The 21,198-nt window shown below is 47.3% G+C and carries 18 protein-coding genes; 15 read left to right on the top strand and 3 right to left on the bottom strand.

The annotated features are described in order from the left end of the window. Nucleotides 1–133: 133 nt before the first annotated feature. Together B9A32_RS14030 and B9A32_RS14025 are read right to left on the bottom strand one after the other, a co-directional pair. Nucleotides 134–901, bottom strand: a complete 768-nt coding sequence (locus B9A32_RS14030; RefSeq protein WP_084070078.1) for an SDR family NAD(P)-dependent oxidoreductase — start codon at nucleotides 899–901, stop codon at nucleotides 134–136. A 30-nt stretch (nucleotides 902–931) separates the two neighbouring features. After that, nucleotides 932–1,195 carry a hypothetical protein gene (locus tag B9A32_RS14025; RefSeq protein ID WP_139795836.1) on the bottom strand — a complete coding sequence of 88 codons (264 nt, stop codon included), beginning with the start codon at nucleotides 1,193–1,195 and terminating at the stop codon, nucleotides 932–934. A gap of 628 nt (nucleotides 1,196–1,823) precedes the next feature. Here B9A32_RS14025 and B9A32_RS14020 point away from each other — a divergent pair. The 5 genes from B9A32_RS14020 (at nucleotide 1,824) to B9A32_RS14000 (ending at nucleotide 8,113) form a co-directional block, all read left to right on the top strand. Further along, the gene (locus tag B9A32_RS14020) at nucleotides 1,824–2,981 is read left to right on the top strand and encodes an acyl-CoA dehydrogenase family protein (protein WP_084070076.1); all 1,158 of its coding nucleotides are present in this window, start codon (nucleotides 1,824–1,826) and stop codon (nucleotides 2,979–2,981) included. Between the two features lie 18 nt (nucleotides 2,982–2,999). Further along, the gene (locus B9A32_RS14015; protein WP_084070075.1) at nucleotides 3,000–4,163 is read left to right on the top strand and encodes an acyl-CoA dehydrogenase family protein; all 1,164 of its coding nucleotides are present in this window, start codon (nucleotides 3,000–3,002) and stop codon (nucleotides 4,161–4,163) included. A gap of 157 nt (nucleotides 4,164–4,320) precedes the next feature. Continuing rightward, nucleotides 4,321–5,181 carry an enoyl-CoA hydratase/isomerase family protein gene (locus B9A32_RS14010; RefSeq protein WP_084070074.1) on the top strand — a complete coding sequence of 287 codons (861 nt, stop codon included), beginning with the start codon at nucleotides 4,321–4,323 and terminating at the stop codon, nucleotides 5,179–5,181. Between the two features lie 199 nt (nucleotides 5,182–5,380). After that, entirely contained in the window at nucleotides 5,381–6,556 is a 1,176-nt protein-coding gene (locus B9A32_RS14005) for a thiolase family protein (protein ID WP_084070073.1), read from the top strand. Nucleotides 6,557–6,862: 306 nt separating this feature from the next. Further along, complete coding sequence (locus B9A32_RS14000; protein ID WP_084070072.1) at nucleotides 6,863–8,113, top strand: thiolase family protein; 1,251 nt, start codon at nucleotides 6,863–6,865, stop codon at nucleotides 8,111–8,113. A 404-nt stretch (nucleotides 8,114–8,517) separates the two neighbouring features. Here the strand turns inward: B9A32_RS14000 and B9A32_RS13995 are convergent, their stop codons facing one another. After that, nucleotides 8,518–9,327, bottom strand: coding sequence for a crotonase/enoyl-CoA hydratase family protein (locus tag B9A32_RS13995; RefSeq protein ID WP_084070071.1), 810 nt, complete (start codon nucleotides 9,325–9,327; stop codon nucleotides 8,518–8,520). Between the two features lie 554 nt (nucleotides 9,328–9,881). Here B9A32_RS13995 and B9A32_RS13990 point away from each other — a divergent pair. The 10 genes from B9A32_RS13990 (at nucleotide 9,882) to B9A32_RS13945 (ending at nucleotide 21,187) form a co-directional block, all read left to right on the top strand. Next, on the top strand, nucleotides 9,882–11,231 hold the full coding sequence (locus B9A32_RS13990) for a dihydrolipoyl dehydrogenase family protein (protein ID WP_084070070.1): 1,350 nt from the start codon (nucleotides 9,882–9,884) through the stop codon (nucleotides 11,229–11,231). 71 nt (nucleotides 11,232–11,302) lie between these two features. Then, entirely contained in the window at nucleotides 11,303–12,622 is a 1,320-nt protein-coding gene (locus tag B9A32_RS13985) for a dihydrolipoamide acetyltransferase family protein (RefSeq protein ID WP_084070069.1), read from the top strand. Between the two features lie 12 nt (nucleotides 12,623–12,634). Beyond that, nucleotides 12,635–13,315, top strand: a complete 681-nt coding sequence (gene lipB, locus B9A32_RS13980) for a lipoyl(octanoyl) transferase LipB (protein WP_170923836.1) — start codon at nucleotides 12,635–12,637, stop codon at nucleotides 13,313–13,315. Then, nucleotides 13,312–14,154, top strand: a complete 843-nt coding sequence (lipA, locus tag B9A32_RS13975) for a lipoyl synthase (protein ID WP_084070067.1) — start codon at nucleotides 13,312–13,314, stop codon at nucleotides 14,152–14,154. Before lipB ends, lipA begins: the two co-directional genes overlap by 4 nt. 68 nt (nucleotides 14,155–14,222) lie before the next feature. After that, nucleotides 14,223–15,188 (top strand): thiamine pyrophosphate-dependent dehydrogenase E1 component subunit alpha, encoded by a 966-nt coding sequence (locus tag B9A32_RS13970; protein WP_084070066.1) that lies wholly within the window; start codon nucleotides 14,223–14,225, stop codon nucleotides 15,186–15,188. A gap of 86 nt (nucleotides 15,189–15,274) precedes the next feature. Continuing rightward, nucleotides 15,275–16,246 (top strand): alpha-ketoacid dehydrogenase subunit beta, encoded by a 972-nt coding sequence (locus B9A32_RS13965; protein WP_084070065.1) that lies wholly within the window; start codon nucleotides 15,275–15,277, stop codon nucleotides 16,244–16,246. Nucleotides 16,247–16,499: 253 nt separating this feature from the next. Further along, nucleotides 16,500–18,236, top strand: coding sequence for a hypothetical protein (locus B9A32_RS13960; RefSeq protein ID WP_084070064.1), 1,737 nt, complete (start codon nucleotides 16,500–16,502; stop codon nucleotides 18,234–18,236). Between the two features lie 122 nt (nucleotides 18,237–18,358). Beyond that, nucleotides 18,359–19,540, top strand: coding sequence for a (Fe-S)-binding protein (locus B9A32_RS13955; RefSeq protein WP_232367168.1), 1,182 nt, complete (start codon nucleotides 18,359–18,361; stop codon nucleotides 19,538–19,540). Nucleotides 19,541–19,639: 99 nt separating this feature from the next. Further along, nucleotides 19,640–20,062, top strand: a complete 423-nt coding sequence (locus tag B9A32_RS13950) for a glycine cleavage system protein H (protein WP_084070062.1) — start codon at nucleotides 19,640–19,642, stop codon at nucleotides 20,060–20,062. Between the two features lie 51 nt (nucleotides 20,063–20,113). Further along, entirely contained in the window at nucleotides 20,114–21,187 is a 1,074-nt protein-coding gene (locus B9A32_RS13945; protein WP_084070061.1) for a lipoyl protein ligase domain-containing protein, read from the top strand. Nucleotides 21,188–21,198 lie beyond the last annotated feature (11 nt).

Genomic DNA, 21,198 nt, shown 5'->3' with positions numbered 1-21,198 from the left:
ACCATGGCAACCCCTAAAAAAACAGTCAGCATCAAACCCCAATATTGCTTTTTAAAAAACCTCCGGGAATCAAGAGAGATTTTTAGTTTTTGTTGTGGGAAACCTGAAGCATAATCAGATTTGTCCATGGCAGTTATCTGTAAGAGAGTCGTACCGACGCATCAAGGCGGATGGTTTCACCATTGAGCATGCTGTTTTCAATGATATGCTGGGCCAGGTGGGCAAACTCTTCGGGATAACCCAAACGCTTGGGAAAGGGCATCATATGAATCAAAGAGGCTTTGGCTTTTTCCGGAAGTCCCATGAGCATGGGGGTTTCAAATAGCCCCGGAGCAACGGTCATGATACGGATTCCATAATCTGCAAATTCCCTGGCAATGGGAAGGGTCATGCCCGAGACAGCTGCTTTGGAGGCAGCATAGGCGGCTTGGCCGATCTGTCCGTCAAAGGCTGCCACGGATGCCGTATTGATGATAACGCCCTTTTCACCATCTTCGTTGGGTTGATTTCCCACCATCTTTTCTGCGGCAAGGCGCACCACATTCATGGTGCCGATGAGGTTGATCTGTATAACCTGGTTGAACTTCTCAATGGGCATGGTGCCTTTTTTACTCAACACTTTCATGGGGGTTCCCACGCCAGCACAGTTCACTGCCACATGAATACCTTTGAATCGTTCCACGGTGAGGTCCATGGCCTCTTTTACAGATACTTCGCTGGTAACATCGGTCTTGATGAACATCACCTGTTCTCCCAGCTCTTCCACCAGGGCAGCTCCCCTTGACTCATCCAGATCAAGAATGGCCGCCTTGCCTCCCAGTGCGACCATTTTTCTAACAGTGGCCTCTCCCAGTCCGGATGCTCCACCGGTTACAACAGCAACAGATGCATTTGCCTTCATTGTTTCACTCCTTTATCTTTGAATAAATAGTTATGATTTCCAGGTGGAAAGATCCACAAGGCCAAATTGTTTTAACTCCTGTACCAGCAGACTTGAAAGCCGACTCCCCGGTCGATTGGGTATGGGAGTACCCCATTTCAGAGATATCATGAGATGTTCCTGAAATGCGGCATGGGTATAAATACTGATATCGGTGGTTTTCTTTTTTTTGATTTGCTGTTCCAGTGCTCGAAGGTAGTTCAGGCATGCTTCTGAAGCCCTTCGATCTGCGGCCTGCACTTTGATAATTTCCATCCACCCCATCATTCACTCCATCTCAGCGTGGCACGCCACTTTATTTCTGAAAAATGAAATATCTTTAGAGAGTACTTTTGCAAAGTCTGTGCCAGATTCAGATTCACCTGTCACAACGAAAATAGAAAATGGAACCAGGCCGTCCCCGCTGGCGGATCTGCTGTTGGTGCTTCAATGGGTAAGTTTACGGGATAACATTATCAAGGAACTCTATCATATAAGGTATTTGCAGGGTATCATATATGGTATATTTATTGATTTCTATCTTATTAGATAGTTAAAAGGGGGGATTTTAAATGGACAATTTTTTTTCGAAACGCCGCTCAGTTAAATAGGCCATTTGCCATTGCTTTCACCAATTTTCAGCTTCCATGAAAAGAGCCGTTGTTCTGTTGAATGCACCCCATGGAACCCCGCCCCATAGAAGAACCAGGCAGGACATGTCCAGCCCTTCATCCCTCTTAAAGTCCATATTATACTGTGGTAAAAATCTGTCGTTATTTTGTTGGCATTATTATTGCTGTCTAAAATCTGTACTACATTTTTATTTTGATGATATTCATCCGCTGTCGATACTGCAGAGCATTTATAAGGGTACAGGCAGTGCGGAAAAAATTGGAGAAGGGAAATGTTTGAACTGACCAAATCTCAAAAGGGGATTCAAAAAGCAGCGCTGGAATTTGTAAAGGGTGAGCTGGACAAAGATATCTCTTTTAAAATGGAAAAAGAGGGAAAATTTCCAGAAAAAATATTGCGCCAGGCAGCTGAGCTTGGATTTCTTGGCGTGCATTTTGATGAAACATATCTGGGTGGCGGAATGGGGCAGGTGGAAAATTGTCTTGTCAGTGAAACCTTTTGCCGTAAAGACGCTACCATGGGCAAGGCATTGACGTTGTGGGGATATGCATCGGAATGTCTGTTGCGTTTTGGCAATGATAAATTAAAGGAACACTACCTTCCCAGGTTGCTGGACGGCGAGATCTTTTCAGGGGGTTGTTTTTCAGAGCCAGGTATCGGGTTAAATTTTTTATCACAAAATACCATTGCAATCCAGCAAGAGGGCAGGTGGATTATCAATGGTATCAAAAACAATGTGATGAACGGTACCAATGCCGGTTTTTACATTGTTCTGTGCAGGGATAGATCCCAAAAGGCTTCCACAGATGCCTTTCACATGATTCTGGTGGATGCTGAAAGCAAGGGTATTTCCGTAACAGATTCAGGACGAAAAATAGGCAACAATATGATCTCAACGGCCCAGGTCGCTTTTAACGACGTATCAGTTCCCGAAAATCATCTGCTGGGAAAACCGGGAAAGGGCATTGCCCAGCTGCGACGGTTTTTCATTGAAAGTCACATTGCAAGTGCAGCCCAGGCCGTTGGCATTGCCCAGGGGGCCTTTGATCGAGCACTGGAGCATGTAAAACAGAGAGAACAGTTTGGAAAGAAATTGGCCCAGTTCCAGGTGACCCGGAACAAGCTGGCGGACATGGCCACACAGATTGAGATGTCACGGCTCATGACCTACACGGCTGCATCAAAGTTTGACAATGGGGGAAAAAAACTTGAACACATAGCTGCCATGGCAAAGAAGAATGCCTGTGAAACGGCCATGGCTGTCAGTGATGAGGCCATTCAGCTGTTTGGTGGATACGGGTATATGGGGGAGTCCGAAGTGGAACGATTTTACAGGGATGCCAAGGCCACGGCACTTTTTGAAACACCTGAAAGTTATCAGAATGAAATCATCGCCAGTGAAACCATCGGTAAAATCCGGACAAAATAAGGGACGAGGGACAAAATCATGGAAATAATAAATTATACAGATGAACACCATGAATATCGACAACGTTTCAGATCATTTTTGGAGACCGACATTCTGCCCCATAAAAACCAGTGGGACAATGCCCAGCTGATTCCCAAAGATATTTGGAAAAAACTGGGGAAGAACGGATTTCTATGCCCCACCGTTGAAAAGGCGTATGGCGGTGCGGGCCAGGATTTTCTATATTCGGTGATCGTCATCGAGGAGATTGCACGGGCTAATTATCTGGGACTGTTTGCCTATCTGCACAGTGAAGTGGTGGTCCCCTATATCACAGCTTACGCAACAGAGGCTCAGAAGATGGCCTATCTTCCCGGGTGTGTGGTCGGTGATATCATCACCGCTGTTGCCATGACAGAACCCGATGCCGGCAGCGACCTTGCCTCCATGGTCACCACCGCCGTTGAACAAGATGATCATATTATCATCAACGGCAGCAAAACCTTTATATCCAATGGGGTCAACTGTGACCTCATTGTACTTGCCGCCCGGGATCCCCAGGAGAAAAATCCCCACAAGGCCATCTCTCTTTTTCTGGTGGAAGCAGACACCCCGGGGCTTAAAAAGGGGGTTCAGTTTGAAAAGATGGGCATGCACAGTCAGGATACCACCGAGCTTTTTTTTAATAATTGTAAAATACCTGTATCCGGTCGACTGGGGCCAAAGGGCGCAGGGTTTAAACTTTTGATGAATAAACTCCAGCAGGAGCGGCTGGTCTGTGCTGTCAGTGCTGTTGCCTGTTCTGAATTTTGCCTGGAGTGGACCGTGAATTATTTCAGACAGGCCCTGGCCGATAAGAGCCACCTGGCACGATCCCAGGCATCCCAGTTTGCCCTGGCGGAGATGGTCACTGAACTCAAGATGGAAAAGGCCTTTGTGAATGGTCTTGTGCTCAGCCACATGGCCGGCGAAAACGTGATACTTGAAACGTCCATGGCCAAATTTTCAACCACGGATTCGGCCAAACGCATTTCCAGTCGCTGTATGGATCTGCTGGAAGAGATGGGAGGCATTGAAGGGAACTGTCCCCTGGTGGATGCCTTTAATGATGTCCGGGTCCTTTCCATTTATGCCGGTACCAATGAGATCATGAAGCAGATCATCGCAAAGGAGTTGTTATCCTCTTCTAAATCGCTTTGTTAATGCTTTGATGCTGGCGTTTTTTATAACCGGCATGGCCGGAGCAAGGTATGGGTTCTGGCCACAACAAAAGATGAAACACTGCCGATGGTAATGCTTCGATGAAAGTTTCATATAAAAAAACAATTATGATCAACCCGAGAATAAGGAAAACGATGTGATGAAACCCTCTGATTTTAAAGATATTAGTTACGATAAGGATGAAGGCACAGGGGTAGTGGTGGTAACCTTGAACCGGCCTGAAAGAAAGAATGCCCTCACCGCCTATTCATTCCTTGAATTGTGGTGGGCGGCAGACGCCCTTGACAATGATGACACGGCAACGGCCATGATTATCACCGGAAATGGTGAAAATCCAAAGAAAGATGCCACCAAAGAGCCGTTTTGCAGCGGGGGCTATTTTAATCCTGCGGAAGGCCCCTTGTCCGACGATGCCTCTTTAGATGAAGAGATCAAGGCCCAAATGGATCTTACGGACATCGCACAGAAAAAACTGACCTTGAAAATGTGGGAACTGGACAAACCTGTCATCGCCGCCATCAACGGCTATGCCGTGGGGGCCGGTTTTACCATGCCCCTGTCATGTGCAGACCTTATCTATGCATCGGAACATGCATGGGCACAGATTCCCTTTGTGTCACTGGGGATTATTCCGGAATTTGCCTCCAGCTATATTTTACCGCGGTTGATGGGATTTCAGAAGGCCAAGGAGATGATGTTTTTTGGAAAACCGATTCCGGCCCAGCAACTGTCTGACATGGGGCTGATCAACGAAGTGGTTCCCCATGAAGAGCTGCTGGCCCATGCAATAAAAAAAGCCAGTGCATTAATTCCCCCCAACGGAGCGGCAATGGCTGTAAAAATGTGCAAGCAAGCCATCCATAAACCCTTAATTGATAGTTTTGCAACGGCCCTTGACAATGAAAATGTGGGATTGAACAAGGCCATTACCTCATCTGATTTCAAAGAAGCCGTATTGTCCCGTGTAGAGCGAAGACGCCCCGTGTTCAGTGGAAGATAGTTGAAGTACCAAAGGTGATGGACCTGTAAAAAGTCGGGCTATGATTTTTTAACCACATCATATTGGGTTTAAATTCGCATTGGGCACCGCATGGCGTAACAAGGGAAGGAGATCTGGACTTTTTACGAGACCATCAAGGATAAGGGTTGGATTTTTTACCATACCATCAGGTTGAAATAATGAAAAACAGGAGACGAAAATGAAGGAAGTTTATATCGTAAGTGCGGTGAGGACACCGGTGGGAAAACAGAAAGGGTATCTCAGGGAATGGGAAGCCCCACGGCTTTTGGCCACAGTTCTGGATGCGTCCATTAAAAAAATTGATTTGGATCCCAACCTGGTGGATGATGTGATCACCGGCTGTGTATATCAGGTGGGAGAACAGGGATTTACCCTTGCCAGAATGGGTGTGCTTGCATCGGATATTTTGCCTGAAACCATTCCCGGTATTGCCATAAACCGGCAGTGTGGCAGCAGCCTTTCCGCCATTCAGATGGCCCATGGTATGATCGCATCGGGAAACATGGACGTGGTCATTGCCTCGGGGTGTGAATTGATGTCCAAGTATACCATGTTGTCCGATGTCAACGGTACCCTTTACACCAAACAGCCCATGGGCAATCCATGGGGAAAATTGTACATGGAACGGTTTGGTGCCCCCAACCAGATTGTTGCGGCCCAGAAGATTGCCGACACCTATGGTATCACCAAAGAGGCGTGTCAGGAACTTGCCGTACAGAGTCACCAGAAGGCGCATCGCGCCAACAGTGAAGGCTATTTCAAAAATGAGATAGTGCCTATGAAGGGGCTGGACAAGGAGGGCAACGAGATTATCCGGGACACGGATGAACCTGTACGTCCCCAGACCACCTTTGAAACCCTGGATGGGTTGAAACCACTGCCCGGTACCGAGTGGCTTACGGCGGGTCTTTCCAGTACCATCACCGACGGCAGTTCTTCCATTATTTTGATGGGTGAGGACAAGGTAAAAGAGTTGAATCTGACACCCCTTGCCCGCATTGTAGCCAACACCGTTGTGGGGTCAGATCCCAGACTGATGCTGACCGGACCACTTCCGGCAACAAAAAAGATTTTGGATAAATCCGGTATGACACTGGATGACATGGATATTTACGAAATCAATGAGGCCTTTGCGCCCATTCCCCTGGCCTGGGAAAAAGTGTACGATGCCGACAGAGAAAAGCTCAATGTTAACGGAGGGGCACTGGCCCTGGGCCACCCTGTGGGGAACTCGGGTTGTCGACTTTCCGTTTCAGCCATCCATGAGCTGCACAGAAGAAAAGGGAAATATGCCCTTGTCTCCCTGTGTACCGGTGGTGGCATGGCCCCTGCCACAATCTTTGAGAGAGTTTAGCAAAGAGTTTTAAAAGATGAATATCAGCAGGATATATTTTTAGGTAGTGCTGCAGCCACATGAGGATCTGTGCAGAAGATGACGAATAATTCTGCTTCTGGAAATGCCAGCTTCATGTAAGTGCAGGACTACCAATTTTTATGATCAGTAGTCAAGTTTGCACTGGGCTCAGACTATTCTGACTTGCCAAAAATCCACAATATGAAGTGGTTTTCTTGAATTTGGAACCACATCATATTGTATGGTGAAATGGTACGAGCCCAGTATCGTCAAGTTCGAATTGAAAATTATTAAGGAGAGTGTCGCGTGAAAGAGGTTGTAATCGTATCGGCATGCAGAACGGCCATTGGAACATTTGGGGGTACCCTTCGTGATGTGTCAGGTGCCCACCTTGGCGCCATTACCATGAAAGAGGCGATTAAACGAGCAGGCATTGATGCTGCCATGATTGATGATGTTCGTTATGGCTGCTGCATGGAATCGGCAGACACCCTGAATACGGCACGGGTTGCATCTCTACTTGCCGGGATACCGGAAACGGTTACGGCTGCCACCATTAACCGGGTCTGTATTTCTGGAATGGAGGCGGTGATTTCCGGTATGGCCATGATTCAGGCGGAAATGGCCGATATTATTCTGGCTGGTGGTACTGAAAATATGTCCAGTGTTCCCTACAGTGTGCCCGGGGCAAGGTGGGGGTGCCGACTCCAGGATCAGACCTTTGTGGACAACATGATCCACCTGCTCCATTGCGGATCAAGAATCTTGCCCCATCCAGAAGAGGGACCGGTGGACGAGACAAAGGTGCCCTTGAGCATGTTTGTGGGAAAACCCTACATCATGGGTCACACCACAGAGTTCATTGCCCAGCATCTGGGAATCTCCCGGGAAGAGATGGATGAAGTGGCCTTAAGGAGCCATAACCTGGCTGAAAAAGCCACCCAGGAAGGGACATTCAACGCGGAAATCGTATCTGTGGAGGTGCCGAGAAAACGAAAAGATCCCCTCATTTTTGACAAGGATGAACATTTCAGGCCTGGTATGACCATGGAGATGCTTAAAGCGCTTCCCCCGGCATTTGTACCAGGTATCGGCAAGGTCACTGCCGGCAACTCCAGCGGCATCAATGACGGGTCAACGGGCATGGTGATCATGTCTGCTGAGAAAGCCGATGAACTGGGCATCACTCCCATGGCCCGCATCAAGGCCATTGGCAGGGGAGCGTGCCATCCTTCGGTGATGGGATTGTCCCCGGTGCCTGCCGTTGAGCACCTCATGGAAAACAGCGGTTTGAAAATTTCTGATTTTGATCTGATTGAAGTCAATGAGGCCTTTGCTGGGCAATATCTGGGGTGTGAAAAAGAGTTGGGCCTGAACCGGGAAATAACAAATATCAATGGTTCTGGCATCGGGCTTGGACACCCTGTGGGGTCCACCGGAGCCAGAATCATGACCACTTTGATTTATGGCATGCAGCGCCGGGGAGACTCTCTGGGACTTGCCACCCTGTGCGGCGGTGGAGGTGTTTCCATGGCCTGTGCTATTGAGATGATATAAAATACAACAGGGCTTCTAAAAATCTATTTTTCGGGTGATGATCGAGGTGCAGGAAGCTGGCGACGGTCTCTATCTGTTGCGTTGAAAGGTGCCGACCTCGGTGCCGCGTTTCGCTTTGCCGTCAATTGATTTTTTTTTGCTGGCCTGCTGTTCTTTACTGCTGACAGCAGGCTCTCACATACCTGTTTCAGGCTTGGTTCTAAGTTGGCCCACTTTGGGTAAAACCGACTATATAGCAATATCTAAATAATTGAAATTTATGATGATATTTGATAATTAGCTATTTGATATATAACCAGTGGGCGAAGTTAGAACCAAGCCCCCTGTTTCCCCTTCCAGGTAATACAGGCGGCCCAGGTGTAGGTTTATCATCACCGGGTGATTGTTCTCTCTCTGTAGAATAATTACACTGGATCTTTAAAAATCGGTGTTCGTTTTTCAAAATTGGCAGTAATGGCTTCTATTTGGTTTTCTTTTCCCATCAATGTCATTTCCAATTGCGATTCTTTTAAAAGTCCTTGGCCTTCGTTGGCACCGTGCCACACCTGGTTGAGCAGTGATTTGGCGGCCCTTACTGCAGTTGGCGAATTTGAACTGATTTCCCTTGCCAGCGACATGGCCTCCTCATGAGGGTTTTCACAGATTCGTGTTACAATGTTTAATCTGGCAGCTTCTTCGCCGTTAATGGTTTTGCCGGTGAAGTAAAGCTCTTTGGCGACATCAATGGGAATAAGATCCCTGAGGTTCTGGGAGGCAGCCATGTCTGGAATAAGTCCCCATTTCATCTCCATGAGAGATAGTTTAGCATCAGGTGTACAAAATCGGATATCGGCACCCAGGGCAATCTGACATCCGCCACCGACGGCAACGCCGTGGATGGCTGCAATGACCGGCATGGGAAGTTTTTTCCAACCGTAAGTGATAAATTGCGGTAAATTAGTGTTGGTATTCTCATATCTTTTTTCAAGATCCTTCAGGTGGCTGGCTTCACCGGTGGTCATTTCTGTGAAACTTGCAAAGTCAAGTCCTGCACAAAATCCCTTTCCTTCTCCCGAAAGTACAACCGCTCGAATTTTTTTTTCCAGGGAAAGCATTTTAATGGCATCCGCCATTGCCATCATCATTTCATAATTTAATGCGTTATATTTTTTCGCACGATTGAGCCTGATATCCGCCACATGATTTTCAATTTTTATGGTGACTAATTTTGACATGAAAAGATTTTCCTCGTTAGATTATAAATTGAAATTTTTTATGCTTCAACATAACACTTACAATTGGCGAGGCTGGTGCGCCCTTGCCACAACTTGTTCTTGAGTCGCATTCACATTATTCCATTGTCCCTATTTCTCCGAAGGTCTTTTTCTTGTTATCATTGATCATTTGTGCAGGCAGGCTACGTCAACATGTTTCTGCACATCTCAACTACCATGGCTTCAAACAACAGGGGAAAATCTCTGTATTCACCTGTATGATTCAAATTTGTTGATTTTAAGAGGTACTGATACCCCCGAAAATAGGGGATATAATATTTAGGTAGATACGATTCCATCGTATTTGAAAGAACCGTCAAATAATAAAGTTATAATTTTCATATAAAACAGTGGCAAGGTATATAGCTGTGTAACCCGCCTTAAATAAAGAGAAATCAATATCGGCACAATATTTGCTTATAAAACAAATTAGTTAAAAACTCAATTAGTATAATCTATAGAATTAAGATCATCAAGATAAAGAGTAACTAAACGTATTTTAAGGAGCAAATAATATGGATTACGACGTGATTATTGTCGGGTGCGGATCGGGTGGATATGAAGCTGCTCTCCTGTGTTCTCAGCTTGAAGGCAAAACAGCGATTGTGGAAGCTGAAGAATTCGGTGGAACCTGCGTTAACAAGGGGTGTATCCCGTCCAAAGTATGGCACAAAGCTACAAAAATATGGACTGACATCAATGAAGGTGAGGCCTTTGGAATCAGCGTATCTGAAAAAAAGATCGACCTGAAAACGGTTATTGACCGAAAGAAGGGCATATCCAGTGACATCAGAAAGGGCATGGAAGCCACGTTGGAAGGCAGCGGCGTTGACATAATTAAAGGAAAGGCGATTTTTAAAAAACCTTTGGAGGTCGACGTTGACGGTATTGTCTATACCGCCGGGAAAATTATTTTCGCAACAGGCAGTACTCTCTCTTTTCCAGATGTTGCAGGAGTAAAAGAGGCGGCCATCACCACAGATGATGTCCTTGAAATGGAGAAACTTCCCGATTCAGTTCTAATTTACGGTGCAGGATATATTGAGGTCGAAGAAGCAGGGTTGCTGAGTGCACTGGGTACCCGTGTTACCCTGGCATTTCAGGGAGCAAGGATACTTGAGAAAGAAGATCACGAAACAAGCCAGAGAATTAGCCAGGTATTAAAGGAACAGGGTGTAAATATAGTTGCCAGGGCCACCCTGGCCTCGGTTGAAAAAAAAGATGACGATTTCATTTTTTCCTTTTCCGGTGCCAAGGATATAATAATTGAGGCAACCCGCATTCTCGTCTGTTCCAGAAAACCACGCGTGGAGGCTATGGGGCTCTGTGACGCAGGAATTGATTTGAATGACGAAGGAGGAATCAAAGTGAATGATCACCTCGAAACTTCAGTCAAAAATGTTTATGCCATCGGCGATGTCACTGGCGGTTGGATGTTGAGTCATGCTGCCTCAGCCATGGGCTTGGTTGCCGCAAAAAACGCCATGGGAGAACACCACAAGTTTCCGTTTAACCTTGTTCCCAGAGGAATCTGGACGATTCCGGAACTGGGTGCAGTCGGGCTTTCAGAAGAAGAGGCGGAAAAGGAAGGGTATGAGGTTGAGGTTGCAAGCTTTCCTTATTCAATGAACGGGCTTGCCATGTGCAGAAATGAACAGGAAGGTGCCGTTAAAATAGTTGCAGATGCAACCCATGGGGAAATTCTCGGGGTTCACATTATCGGCTCCCAGGCAACGGAATTGATCGGGGAAGCGGTATTGGCCATGCAACTTGAAGCAACAGTTCAGGAATTTGCCAAAAGCATGAGGGTCCATCCAACATTTTCGGAGGCTGTAGTTCTGGCAAGCCGCGGGATGGATATATAACTGCAAGGATTACGAAAATCTAACTGCCAGTATCAAAGAACTAAACTATTGAATCGGAAGGATAATACCAGATGGCTACAGAAGTCAAAATGCCCAAATGGGGTATGACGATGAAAAAGGGCAAAATCACTAAATGGATAAAAAATGAAGGGGATCAGGTTGAAAAGGGTGATGAACTTTTTGAAGTCGAAACAGAAAAAATCACCAATACGGTTGAATCCATTACAAGCGGAACGCTGTTCCAGATCCTTGTGCCGGTGGGAGAGAGCGTCCCTGTAAAATCTGTCGTTGCCCTTATTGCCGATGAAGGCGAACAGCTTGAGCGTGTGGAAGCTGGCGGAGCCGGATCTACAGCCGTTTGTGGGGGGGAGTCCGCACCAGCGAAACCGGCAGGACCAATTAAAGCAAGCCCGGCAGCCAAACGGGTTGCAAAGGATCTTGGCGTTGATCTGACTTTGGTCAAGGGAAGCGGCCCGGGTGGACGGATTACCGAAAAGGATATTCAAGAGTATCAAAAAACATTGTCCAGACTGCCCAAAATCACCCCCCTTGCAAAGTCAATGGCAGACAAAGGGGGGATTGATATTTCGGAATTGAGCGGTACAGGTGATGGCGGTAAGATCACCAGGGAAGATATTGAAAAGGCCCTTGCCGGTGCGTCCGATGCGCCAGTGGCCCAGGCACCTGAAGCCGTTTCTCCGGCCGAGACGGCAATGGCGTATTCAGGTATGCGCAAAGCCATTGGCGACAATATGCTTGCCAGTCTTCAGAATGCAGCCCAGCTTACCTGTTTCACTGAGGTTGATGTTACAGAAATGGTGCGGTTCCTTGAGCAGGTTCGAGAGGAACATAAAAAAGATGCAACAATCAAGATCTCGTATAATGACATCATCGTTCTTGCTGTTTCACGGGCTTTGAAGCATCACCCGATCATGAACTCGACCCGTGATGAAGAAGAGATCACTTTTCATCATGACACGAACATGGGAATCGCCGTGGCTGTGAAAGAGGGTCTAATCGTACCTGTGCTTCAGAAAGCCAACCAAAAGGGGCTGATCGAGATCGCAGCCGAAGCCAGGCGATTGGCAAAAAAAGCCAGGGAAAACACCCTTGATATGGACGATATCTCAGGGGGAACATTTACGATTTCAAATACAAGCATGATAGAGGTCGACGGTTTTACGCCGATCCTGCGTCCGCCGGAAACCGGCATCCTGGGGGTTGGCCGGGTAAAAAGAAAGCCTGCAGAGCACAAAGGGGAAATTGCATTGCGCTGGATGATGGTTCTCAGTTTGACCTACGATCACTGCGTTGTTGACGGTGCCCCTGCCCATGCTTTTCTTGCCCATGTGGGCCGGTATTTACAGAATCCGTATTTAATTATGAGCTAAGAGGGTATGGAGATGAGCAGAAACCGTAGTTGCAGCTTGGATATCCGTGATCTGGGAATGACTGCCTATGCAGAGGCGTTCAAATACCAGAAAGAACTGGCCGCTGGCAGGGCCGCTGAAAAATCAGGGGATTGCCTGATACTGACGGAACATTTCCCCACGGTGACCTTGGGACGAAGCGGAAGCACTGCGGATTTGTGTCTGCCTGAATCAGAACTCAAGATGAGAGGAATTGATACTGTTTATGTGGATCGCGGCGGTAAAGCAACCTACCATGGGCCGGGACAATTGGTTGCCTACCCCATAGTCAAGTTGAAAAATCAAGATCTCCATGCCTACCTTGAGAAATTGCTTGGTTCGGTTAAGGCAACCCTTGGGGTATTTGGCATTGACTCGGAAAAACAGACTGGAAAACCGGGTCTGTATGTCGGTGATGCCAAAATAATGAGTGTCGGTATCGCTGTCTCCCAATGGGTGACGTATCACGGCATTGCATTGAATGTAAATAATGATCCATCCTCGTTCAATTGCATTGTCCCGTGTGGTCACCCGAATCAGAAAATGATCTCCATGGCCAATATCCTCGGTCACCCACTGGATATTGAACAGGTAAAGCTGGAGTTTATCAGGCAATTTTCCTGTAGGTTTGAGTATTTTTGCGATCATAATTCAGAAAGGCAGGCGGCACGATGAACGGAACCCGTCATCCCCATTGGTTGGTCCGGAAGGCCTATGATGAGGCATCCATCGAGAAAATGGAATCCATGCTCAACAGTGCATGTCTGGCAACCGTATGCCAAAGTGCTCATTGTCCCAATTTAGGCGAGTGTTTCAGCCGCGGTACAGCCACCTTCATGATACTTGGAACACAATGCACCAGGAACTGCCGGTTCTGCACTGTGGATACGGGGGCACCCTCGCAAATAGATCCTCTTGAGCCGGAACGGATAGCCGAAACGGTTAAAACACTTGGCCTCAAATTTGTTGTGGTTACTTCGGTAACGCGGGACGATCTTCCCGATGGTGGCGCAGCCCAGTTTGCACACACCCTGGAGCAGGTACGCATCCATTGTCCGGGCACGAAAATAGAAGTGCTGGTTCCGGATTTTAAAGGATCCCTGGCATCGTTAAAAACAGTCCTGAACGCCCGGCCGGATATGTTCAATCACAATATTGAAACCGTGCCCCGTCTGTATGAATCGGTAAGACCCCAAGCGATTTACCGGCGTTCTTTGTCCGTACTTGCCTATGCTACCTGGTACAGAGTTCCGGTAAAGTCGGGGTTGATGCTGGGGCTGGGTGAAACAAAAAAAGAGGTGCACAGGGTGTTGAAAGATCTTAAGCGGGTCGGATGCACCCACCTGACCCTGGGGCAGTATCTGGCCCCGTCGGATCACCATTTTCCCATTGACCGGTATGTTTCCCCCGAGGAATTTCAAGACTGGGAAACCATTGCCCTGGAGATGGGGTTTAAAGGCGTTATGTCGGGACCATTGGTAAGAAGCTCATATCTGGCACATACCATGGCCTGAAATAAAATTTAATACGGGTTCAGGAGAGAACTTCTGAATCACTTAAAACAGAAAGAGAGGTTACGTTAATGAATCTTTCCAATGAAGAAAAGGTTGGCATGTTCGCAACCATGTTGCGTATCAGAAAATTTGAGGAGAAACTGGAGGAGCTTGTTCTGACCGGAAACATCTCGGGTTTTGTTCACCTGTACATTGGTGAGGAGGCTGTTGCAACGGGTGTGTGTTCCGCGCTTAAGATTTCAGATTACATTACCAGTACTCACCGCGGTCACGGCCACCTGATTGCCAAAGGGGGAAAAACCGATTTGATGATGGCCGAGCTGTTTGCAAAAAAAACCGGCTATTGCAAGGGTAAGGGTGGATCCATGCACATTGCGGATCTGGAACTGGGAATACTTGGCGCCAACGGTATTGTCGGCGCCGGACCGCCAATCGCTGTCGGGGCTGGTTTGGCATCTAAATATAAGGGCAACGATAATGTCAGTGTCAGTTTTTTCGGAGACGGTGCCTCCAACCAGGGAACCGTGCATGAAGCGCTAAACCTTGCTTCCATTTGGAAGCTGCCGGTCATTTTTGTCATAGAAAACAATTGTTTTGCAGAGTTTACACATCAGGCCGATCATCAATGCTGCAGGTTGGTTTCCGAACGTGCTGAAGGGTATCGCATCCCCAGTGTGGTTGTGGACGGAAATGATGTCCTGGCTGTCTATGAGGCCACCCAGGAGGCCGTAAAAAGTGCCAGGGAGGGAAAGGGGCCGACCATGATCGAATGCAATACCTATCGCATCAAGGGGCATTATGTTGGTGACCCGGAAACATACAGGTCCGAAGAGGAAAGGGCATCATGGCAGAGCGCGGATAAAGATCCTATTTTGAGATTCGAAAAGAGACTGTTGGATGAAGACATCGCTGATCAGAATACCCTGGACAGTATCAGACAAGAGATTCAGGATGAAATTGAAAAAGCGGTTGAGTATGCAAAAGAGAGTCCTGCCCCTGATATTTCCGAGCTTATGAAGGATGTGTATGCATAACAGACGGTTCGTTTAGTTTTGCTCAAACTTACAAATTCCACAAGCGCCGTGTGCGTGCGTGAATGAATGAAAGGAAGGACAAATCAATGGCAACTATGAAATTAGCCGAGGCTATTAATCAGACCATCGTGCTTGAAATGGAACGGGATCCGGATGTGCTTGTTTTAGGTATAGACAACTGTGCCGGTGGGGTTTTAGGTGTAACCGGAGGCTTAAAGGATCGGTTTGGAGAGAACCGGGTTCTGGATACCCCGATTTCGGAAGGTGGGTATCTTGGTGCTGCCGTAGGTGCTGCTGCCGTGGGCTGCAGACCTGTTGTTGAACTGATGTTCGTGGATTTTATCGGGGTCTGCATGGATCAATTGTTCAACCAGGCAGCAAAAATGCGTTATATGTTCGGTGGTAAAGTCAAAATTCCGCTGGTATTGAGAGCTGCAACCGGTGGCGGGGTCGGTGCTGCTGCACAGCACTCCCAGTCACTGGAAGCCTGGTTCATGCATATTCCCGGTTTGAAGGTGGTGTACCCCAGCACGCCTTACGATGCAAAGGGTCTTTTGGCCTCAGCCATCCAGGATGACAATCCGGTTGTATTTCTGGAAAACAAGGCTCTCTATGCATCAGAGGGGGAGGTGCCGACAGAAGCGTACACCATACCCATTGGAAAAGCTGACATCAAGCGGGAAGGTTCGGATGTCACTGTTGTGGCAACAGGTCAGATGGTCGGTAAAGCGCTGATGGTGGCCGAAAAAATGGCTTCAGACGGCGTCAGTGTTGAAGTTCTTGATCCAAGGAGCCTTCTTCCCCTTGATGAAGAGGCGATCCTCACATCGGTAAAAAAGACCCAGCGACTGGTAATCGTACACGAAGAGGTTGCGTTTGCTGGATCCGGTGCTGAAATCGCGGCTATGGTTGCAGAAAAGGCGTTTGATTACCTTGACGCACCCATTAAACGCGTTGCTGCACCGTTTTGTCCTGTTCCTTTTGCAGCCGGACTTGAAGCAGAGTATATACCCAGCGAAAATAGGATTGTTGAGGCGATTAAAGCTATTTTGGAATAGTCGACAATTACTGAAAAAGCCTCTCTTTTATTAAACCGGGGTTCATGACGGCCACATACCCGGAAGGGTGTTCGAGACAGCACCCCGGTTGATAAAAAGAGCATAAACTGGATTTTTAACCTCTGATAGGTCCTTCGGCATAGCCACACAGGCCTGGCATATATCCTGGGTTATGCCTGTACCAGAGATAAAAACGCCAGTGCGGTTTTAAAGGTTCTTATATCAAAAACGCGAAATAGGCAGAATTTTAACTATGAGACGGTTCATCACATCCATTGCACTGTTAGGTGCGTTTTTCATTATCCCCTCCTTGGAGGTTTCGGCATCTTGGTTAATTGACCATGAAAGATTTCATACTTCGGTTCATGGGCAGATGGACTGCCTGGAGTGCCATCAAGACAAAACCGGCACCGGTGACCATCCTGACCCGGGAAGTGTTAATAAAACAGTCCATGCCTTTTTTAATGTTGAACAGTGTGTTGACTGTCATGACAGTGCTCTGGAAGAACTGGAAAGCGGGAACCACGGAAATGGGACAGGTAAAGTGTCCAAAGAGGACAGCAGCTGTATCCAGTGTCATGATCCCCATACCACAATGTCATCCGGCAGTGAAAATATAGATTTTTCAGCGCCTGTCTCTGAAAAATGTGCCGTTTGTCATGAAGTCCAGACGGATCTTCCCCCGGTTGCTGCACAAGAGGCGGTCTGTGCAGAATGTCATTTGATTCCGATCAAGGGAACCGATAAAAGGGCGGCCATGGTTCAGGATCTCTGTTTTTATTGTCATGGAACGGACGGTAAAACAGGGCATCATCCGGTTATTGACGTCCCGGCCTATTCCTCCACGCCCCATTCTGAAATGTCCTGCCTGACTTGTCATCCCTTTTCTGCCGGGTTCAACCATGCCGGGCAACCCACAGCAGATTGTAAAACATGCCATCTATCCCATAATAAAAAAACAATCCGTGACCCCCACGTAACGGTTTCCTGCGAGGCCTGCCACCTTGAAGGCGCATGGGCCGTCAGGGACGGTTTAACAGGTCAAATCTTGGGAAAAACAGTTAAATCGTCAGAAACCCAGGTGCATCATATGGCTTTGCCCGACGATGAAACATCCTGCAGTCGATGCCATTTTCGTGGAAACTCAGTGGGCGCCGCTGCACATATTCTTCCTGCAAAAGGGGTTTTTTGCATGCCTTGCCATTCAGCAACGCTGTCTGTAGAGGATACGGTTTCAATGATAACGCTCATTCTTTTTGCATTGGGTATTGCGGTTCTGGGTACTTATTTGTTTACCGGCTCCCGGCTTGCCGGGCAACAAGGGCAACAGGACCATGGGCACACCAAAGGTTCCGGAATCAAGGATATGATCAAAGTGATGATTGTTGAAGGGCTTTTTCAACGCCGCCTCTTTTTGAGATCCAGAGCCAGATGGATGATTCACAGCCTGATTTTCCATGCCTTTCTATTCCGGTTTTTCTGGGGGCTTTTTGCCCTTGCAGCATCTTCATGGGAATCTCAATGGGGTGGCCTCTCTTTTATGCTGAACAAAAATGACAGTATAACGGCATTGGTATTTGATGTGACCGGGTGCATGATGCTCCTCGGGTTGATTCTTTTTGTTTTTCTAAAGCATTCAAAAATGAAACATATCAACTTTGATGGTTTTCCAAAGCTTGATTGGCCAGCGTTTATTCTCCTTGGTGGTCTGATCGTTGTCGGTTTTGTTTTGGAGGGATTACGTATTGCCATGACCGGGAGTCCTCCAGGTGCCGAATATGCATTGGTCGGGTATTTCATCGGCTGGATACTCCCAGATGTCGATTTTACCGTAATCTATGGCTGGATATGGTATGCCCATGCAATTCTTACAGGATGCTTGGTGGTATATCTTCCCTTCAGCCGTCTGCGCCACATTGTTTTGGTGCCGCTGGCCCTGGCCATCACTGCAAATTCAAAAAAGGGTCATAACAGGCGGCCGCCCCAATAACCGCCATGGGCAGGCCGGGTTGCTTTTACCCGGATTCTTTCCCCGGCAGGGCATGAAAGTCACCCGTTGGTTTTAAACATGGTTCATATGAATAACGTATCATAAAAAAGAGAATAATTGCTGTGGCACACTTTAATATCAAAGAAAAATTACAGATGGAAGCCTGTACCGGTTGTTTGCAATGCGCCGAGATCTGCCCGGCAGTATTGTCAAGCAATGAGATCTGCCTATCCGGCGTTTACCGTCTTGATCAGTTGAAAAAAATTTTTCGATCGGAAAATGGTCCACTTAAATGGTTGTATAAAAATAATGCATTGACCAGCGAAGCCTTGACGGAATTTGCAGATACAGTCTACCGGTGTACGCTGTGCGGCAAATGCCAGGAGGTTTGTCCTGCCGGAATTGAATTAAAAGAGTTGTGGATATCCCTCAGGGAACATCTTGTTCAAAGGGATGCCTGCCCTGAAAAAGTGAACATGATTCGGGACAACCTTGGGGAGAGTCACAATGTCTTTGATGAAGATAATGAGGAGCGGGCCGACTGGGTTGAGGATATGCAGGATGCCCCGGATGACTGTTATATCAGGGAGAGTGCCGATGTCGTTTATTTTACCGGCTGCGTTTCCTCTTATTTTCCCATGGCCCAGAAAATACCCATGGCCACGGTTAAGATTCTTGACAAGGCGGGTATCTCTTTTACCCTGCTGGGTGAAGAGGAGTGGTGCTGCGGCTTTCCCCTGATCGGCGCTGGTCTTAAAGAGCACATTGGAAAGTATATCCGTCACAATATTGAATCAATCAGAAAAAAAGGGGCTGACACGGTGATTTTTGCCTGTCCGTCCTGTTATCAGATGTGGTTGGAATATTATCCGGATGAATTCAAGTTATACCATGTAACGGAATACATGGAGCAACTGATCAAAGAGGAGAAAATTTCCATTAACAGCCTGGATATTACCGTCACCTACCACGATCCCTGTGACCTTGGAAGGGGGGCTGGCGTTTATGACGCGCCAAGGAATGTGATCAAAGCGATTCCCGGCATCCGATTAAAAGAGCTGCCCCGTAACAAAAGCGCCTGTCAATGCTGCGGCGGTGGTGGAAATCTTGAGATGATCGACGCCGCCCTTTCCAGCGGTATTGCAAAACAAAAAGTTGACGAGATTGAGCAAACAGGTGCATCGGTTCTGCTGTCTGCCTGCCAGCAGTGTGTCAGGACTATTAATACCTATGTGAAAAGAAACAAAGTATCTTTGGATGTTATGGATATCACCGAACTCATAGCACAGAATCTTGCCGATTAACCCAAGATTCAAAATCAGGGGGATACCTGATCAGGAATTTTATCGTAAATAGTGCAAGATGATCTGGATGTTTATTAAACCGATACAAAGGAGAGGAACATGGAAATTAAAGATTACACACTGCCCGAAGAGTTATATTATGAACCCAATCATTACTGGGTAAAGGTTGAAGGGGATCTTTTGGTGATGGGGATGAATGATTTTGCCCAGAAGATGGCAGGAGAAGTTGTTTTTGTCCAGCTTCCCTTTGAAGGTAAAAAGTTGAAAGCAGGCAAAAAATTTTCCCAGGTTGAATCGGGAAAATGGCTTGGCAAGGTGTATGCCCCGGTGAATGGTAAAATTGCAGTATCCAACCAGGAGCTTGAAGTCAACCCCGGCTTGATCAACGAAGACTGTTACGGTAAGGGCTGGATGTTTAAAATCCAACCAAACGATATGGGGGAATTGGAAAATCTGATTCACGGACCTGATGCCATAGAGTCATGGATGCTCGAAGAAATAGAAAAATTTGTAAAAGAATAGGGATAAGAGGGCTGAAGCATGAAAACATGGAGATTGCTCGATACGCCCCCGATGACGGCGGCCGAAAATATGGCTCTTGATGACGCCCTGCTTGAGCTTAAGGGGAAAGGCCGATCGCCGAATACAGTGCATTTTCTTCAATTTGCACCCCGTTCCGTTTTGGTTGGTTTTCATCAATCCGTTTCAGAGGAGATCAGAACTGGATACTGCCGTGAAAAAGGCATAGAGATCAACCGCAGGATTACCGGTGGGGGAGCCATCTTTTTTGATGAAAGTCAGATCGGATGGGAAGTGATCTGTGATAAACAGTTTTTTAACCAGTCCTTTGTTACGGACAAACTGTTCAGCATACTTTGCGAACCGGTTGTCACGGCCTTGGACATGCTCGGTGTGAGGGCCTGCTTCAGGCCCAGAAACGATATTGAGATCAACGGCAGGAAAATATCCGGTACCGGAGGCACGGAATCCGAGGGCGCTTTTTTGTTCCACGGTTCTTTGTTGACAGATTTTGATGTTGATACCATGCTCAAAAGCCTTAAAATTCCGGTGGAAAAATTAAGGGACAAGGAAATTGATTCTGTAAAAGAGCGGGTCACCTGCCTGAAGTGGGAACTGGGGTACACGCCGACACCGGAGGAAATAAAGACCGCTATCTGTCGTGGCTTTGAAAGGCACCTGAAAATCAAGTTGGTAGCTGGCGGGCTGACAGATGACGAAAAGCTGCTTTTTCAGAAAAAATTGCCCTATTATCAGTCCAGAAGCTGGATAGACCAGGTCAAACCCCAGTATCACAAACGTGAAGCCTTTCAGGGAATTTATAAATGCAGCGCCGGCCTTATTCGACTTACGCTGGTGGTGAATCTGCTCAAACAGCGGTTGAAAGATATTTATATCACAGGGGATTTTCTCTCTTTTCCATCCAGTGCACTTTTTGATCTTGAATCCCAGCTCAGGGGGATGCGCCTGGACAGGGAACATATCAAACAAGAGATCTGCCAATTCTTCGACCAAGGCAAAATCCGGATACCCGGTATGACTGCCGTGGACTTTATCAAGCCCCTTGAGCTGGCCTTTGAGCAGATCTCCATCACCAAATCCGGGATACCCCTTGAGCACTGCAATTAGATGTGTGTTAG

Origin of the sequence: Desulfocicer vacuolatum DSM 3385, assembly GCF_900176365.1 — a bacterium.
Lineage (GTDB): Bacteria > Desulfobacterota > Desulfobacteria > Desulfobacterales > Desulfobacteraceae > Desulfocicer > Desulfocicer vacuolatum.
Note: the sequence above shows the minus strand (reverse complement) of the source record. Positions and strands in the feature narration are given on the sequence as shown.

What these genes read in the sequence shown, in the direction of transcription:
- B9A32_RS13945 (WP_084070061.1), top strand. Translation starts at nt 20,114, where the DNA reads ATGACGGCGGCCGAAAATATGGCTCTTGATGACGCCCTGCTTGAGCTT.
- lipA (WP_084070067.1), top strand. Translation starts at nt 13,312, where the DNA reads ATGAACGGAACCCGTCATCCCCATTGGTTGGTCCGGAAGGCCTATGAT.
- B9A32_RS14025 (WP_139795836.1), bottom strand. Translation starts at nt 1,195, where the DNA reads ATGGAAATTATCAAAGTGCAGGCCGCAGATCGAAGGGCTTCAGAAGCA.
- B9A32_RS14020 (WP_084070076.1), top strand. Translation starts at nt 1,824, where the DNA reads ATGTTTGAACTGACCAAATCTCAAAAGGGGATTCAAAAAGCAGCGCTG.
- B9A32_RS13990 (WP_084070070.1), top strand. Translation starts at nt 9,882, where the DNA reads ATGGATTACGACGTGATTATTGTCGGGTGCGGATCGGGTGGATATGAA.
- B9A32_RS14010 (WP_084070074.1), top strand. Translation starts at nt 4,321, where the DNA reads ATGAAACCCTCTGATTTTAAAGATATTAGTTACGATAAGGATGAAGGC.
- B9A32_RS13950 (WP_084070062.1), top strand. Translation starts at nt 19,640, where the DNA reads ATGGAAATTAAAGATTACACACTGCCCGAAGAGTTATATTATGAACCC.
- B9A32_RS13985 (WP_084070069.1), top strand. Translation starts at nt 11,303, where the DNA reads ATGGCTACAGAAGTCAAAATGCCCAAATGGGGTATGACGATGAAAAAG.
- lipB (WP_170923836.1), top strand. Translation starts at nt 12,635, where the DNA reads ATGAGCAGAAACCGTAGTTGCAGCTTGGATATCCGTGATCTGGGAATG.
- B9A32_RS14015 (WP_084070075.1), top strand. Translation starts at nt 3,000, where the DNA reads ATGGAAATAATAAATTATACAGATGAACACCATGAATATCGACAACGT.
- B9A32_RS14030 (WP_084070078.1), bottom strand. Translation starts at nt 901, where the DNA reads ATGAAGGCAAATGCATCTGTTGCTGTTGTAACCGGTGGAGCATCCGGA.
- B9A32_RS13970 (WP_084070066.1), top strand. Translation starts at nt 14,223, where the DNA reads ATGAATCTTTCCAATGAAGAAAAGGTTGGCATGTTCGCAACCATGTTG.
- B9A32_RS13965 (WP_084070065.1), top strand. Translation starts at nt 15,275, where the DNA reads ATGGCAACTATGAAATTAGCCGAGGCTATTAATCAGACCATCGTGCTT.
- B9A32_RS13995 (WP_084070071.1), bottom strand. Translation starts at nt 9,327, where the DNA reads ATGTCAAAATTAGTCACCATAAAAATTGAAAATCATGTGGCGGATATC.
- B9A32_RS14005 (WP_084070073.1), top strand. Translation starts at nt 5,381, where the DNA reads ATGAAGGAAGTTTATATCGTAAGTGCGGTGAGGACACCGGTGGGAAAA.
- B9A32_RS13960 (WP_084070064.1), top strand. Translation starts at nt 16,500, where the DNA reads ATGAGACGGTTCATCACATCCATTGCACTGTTAGGTGCGTTTTTCATT.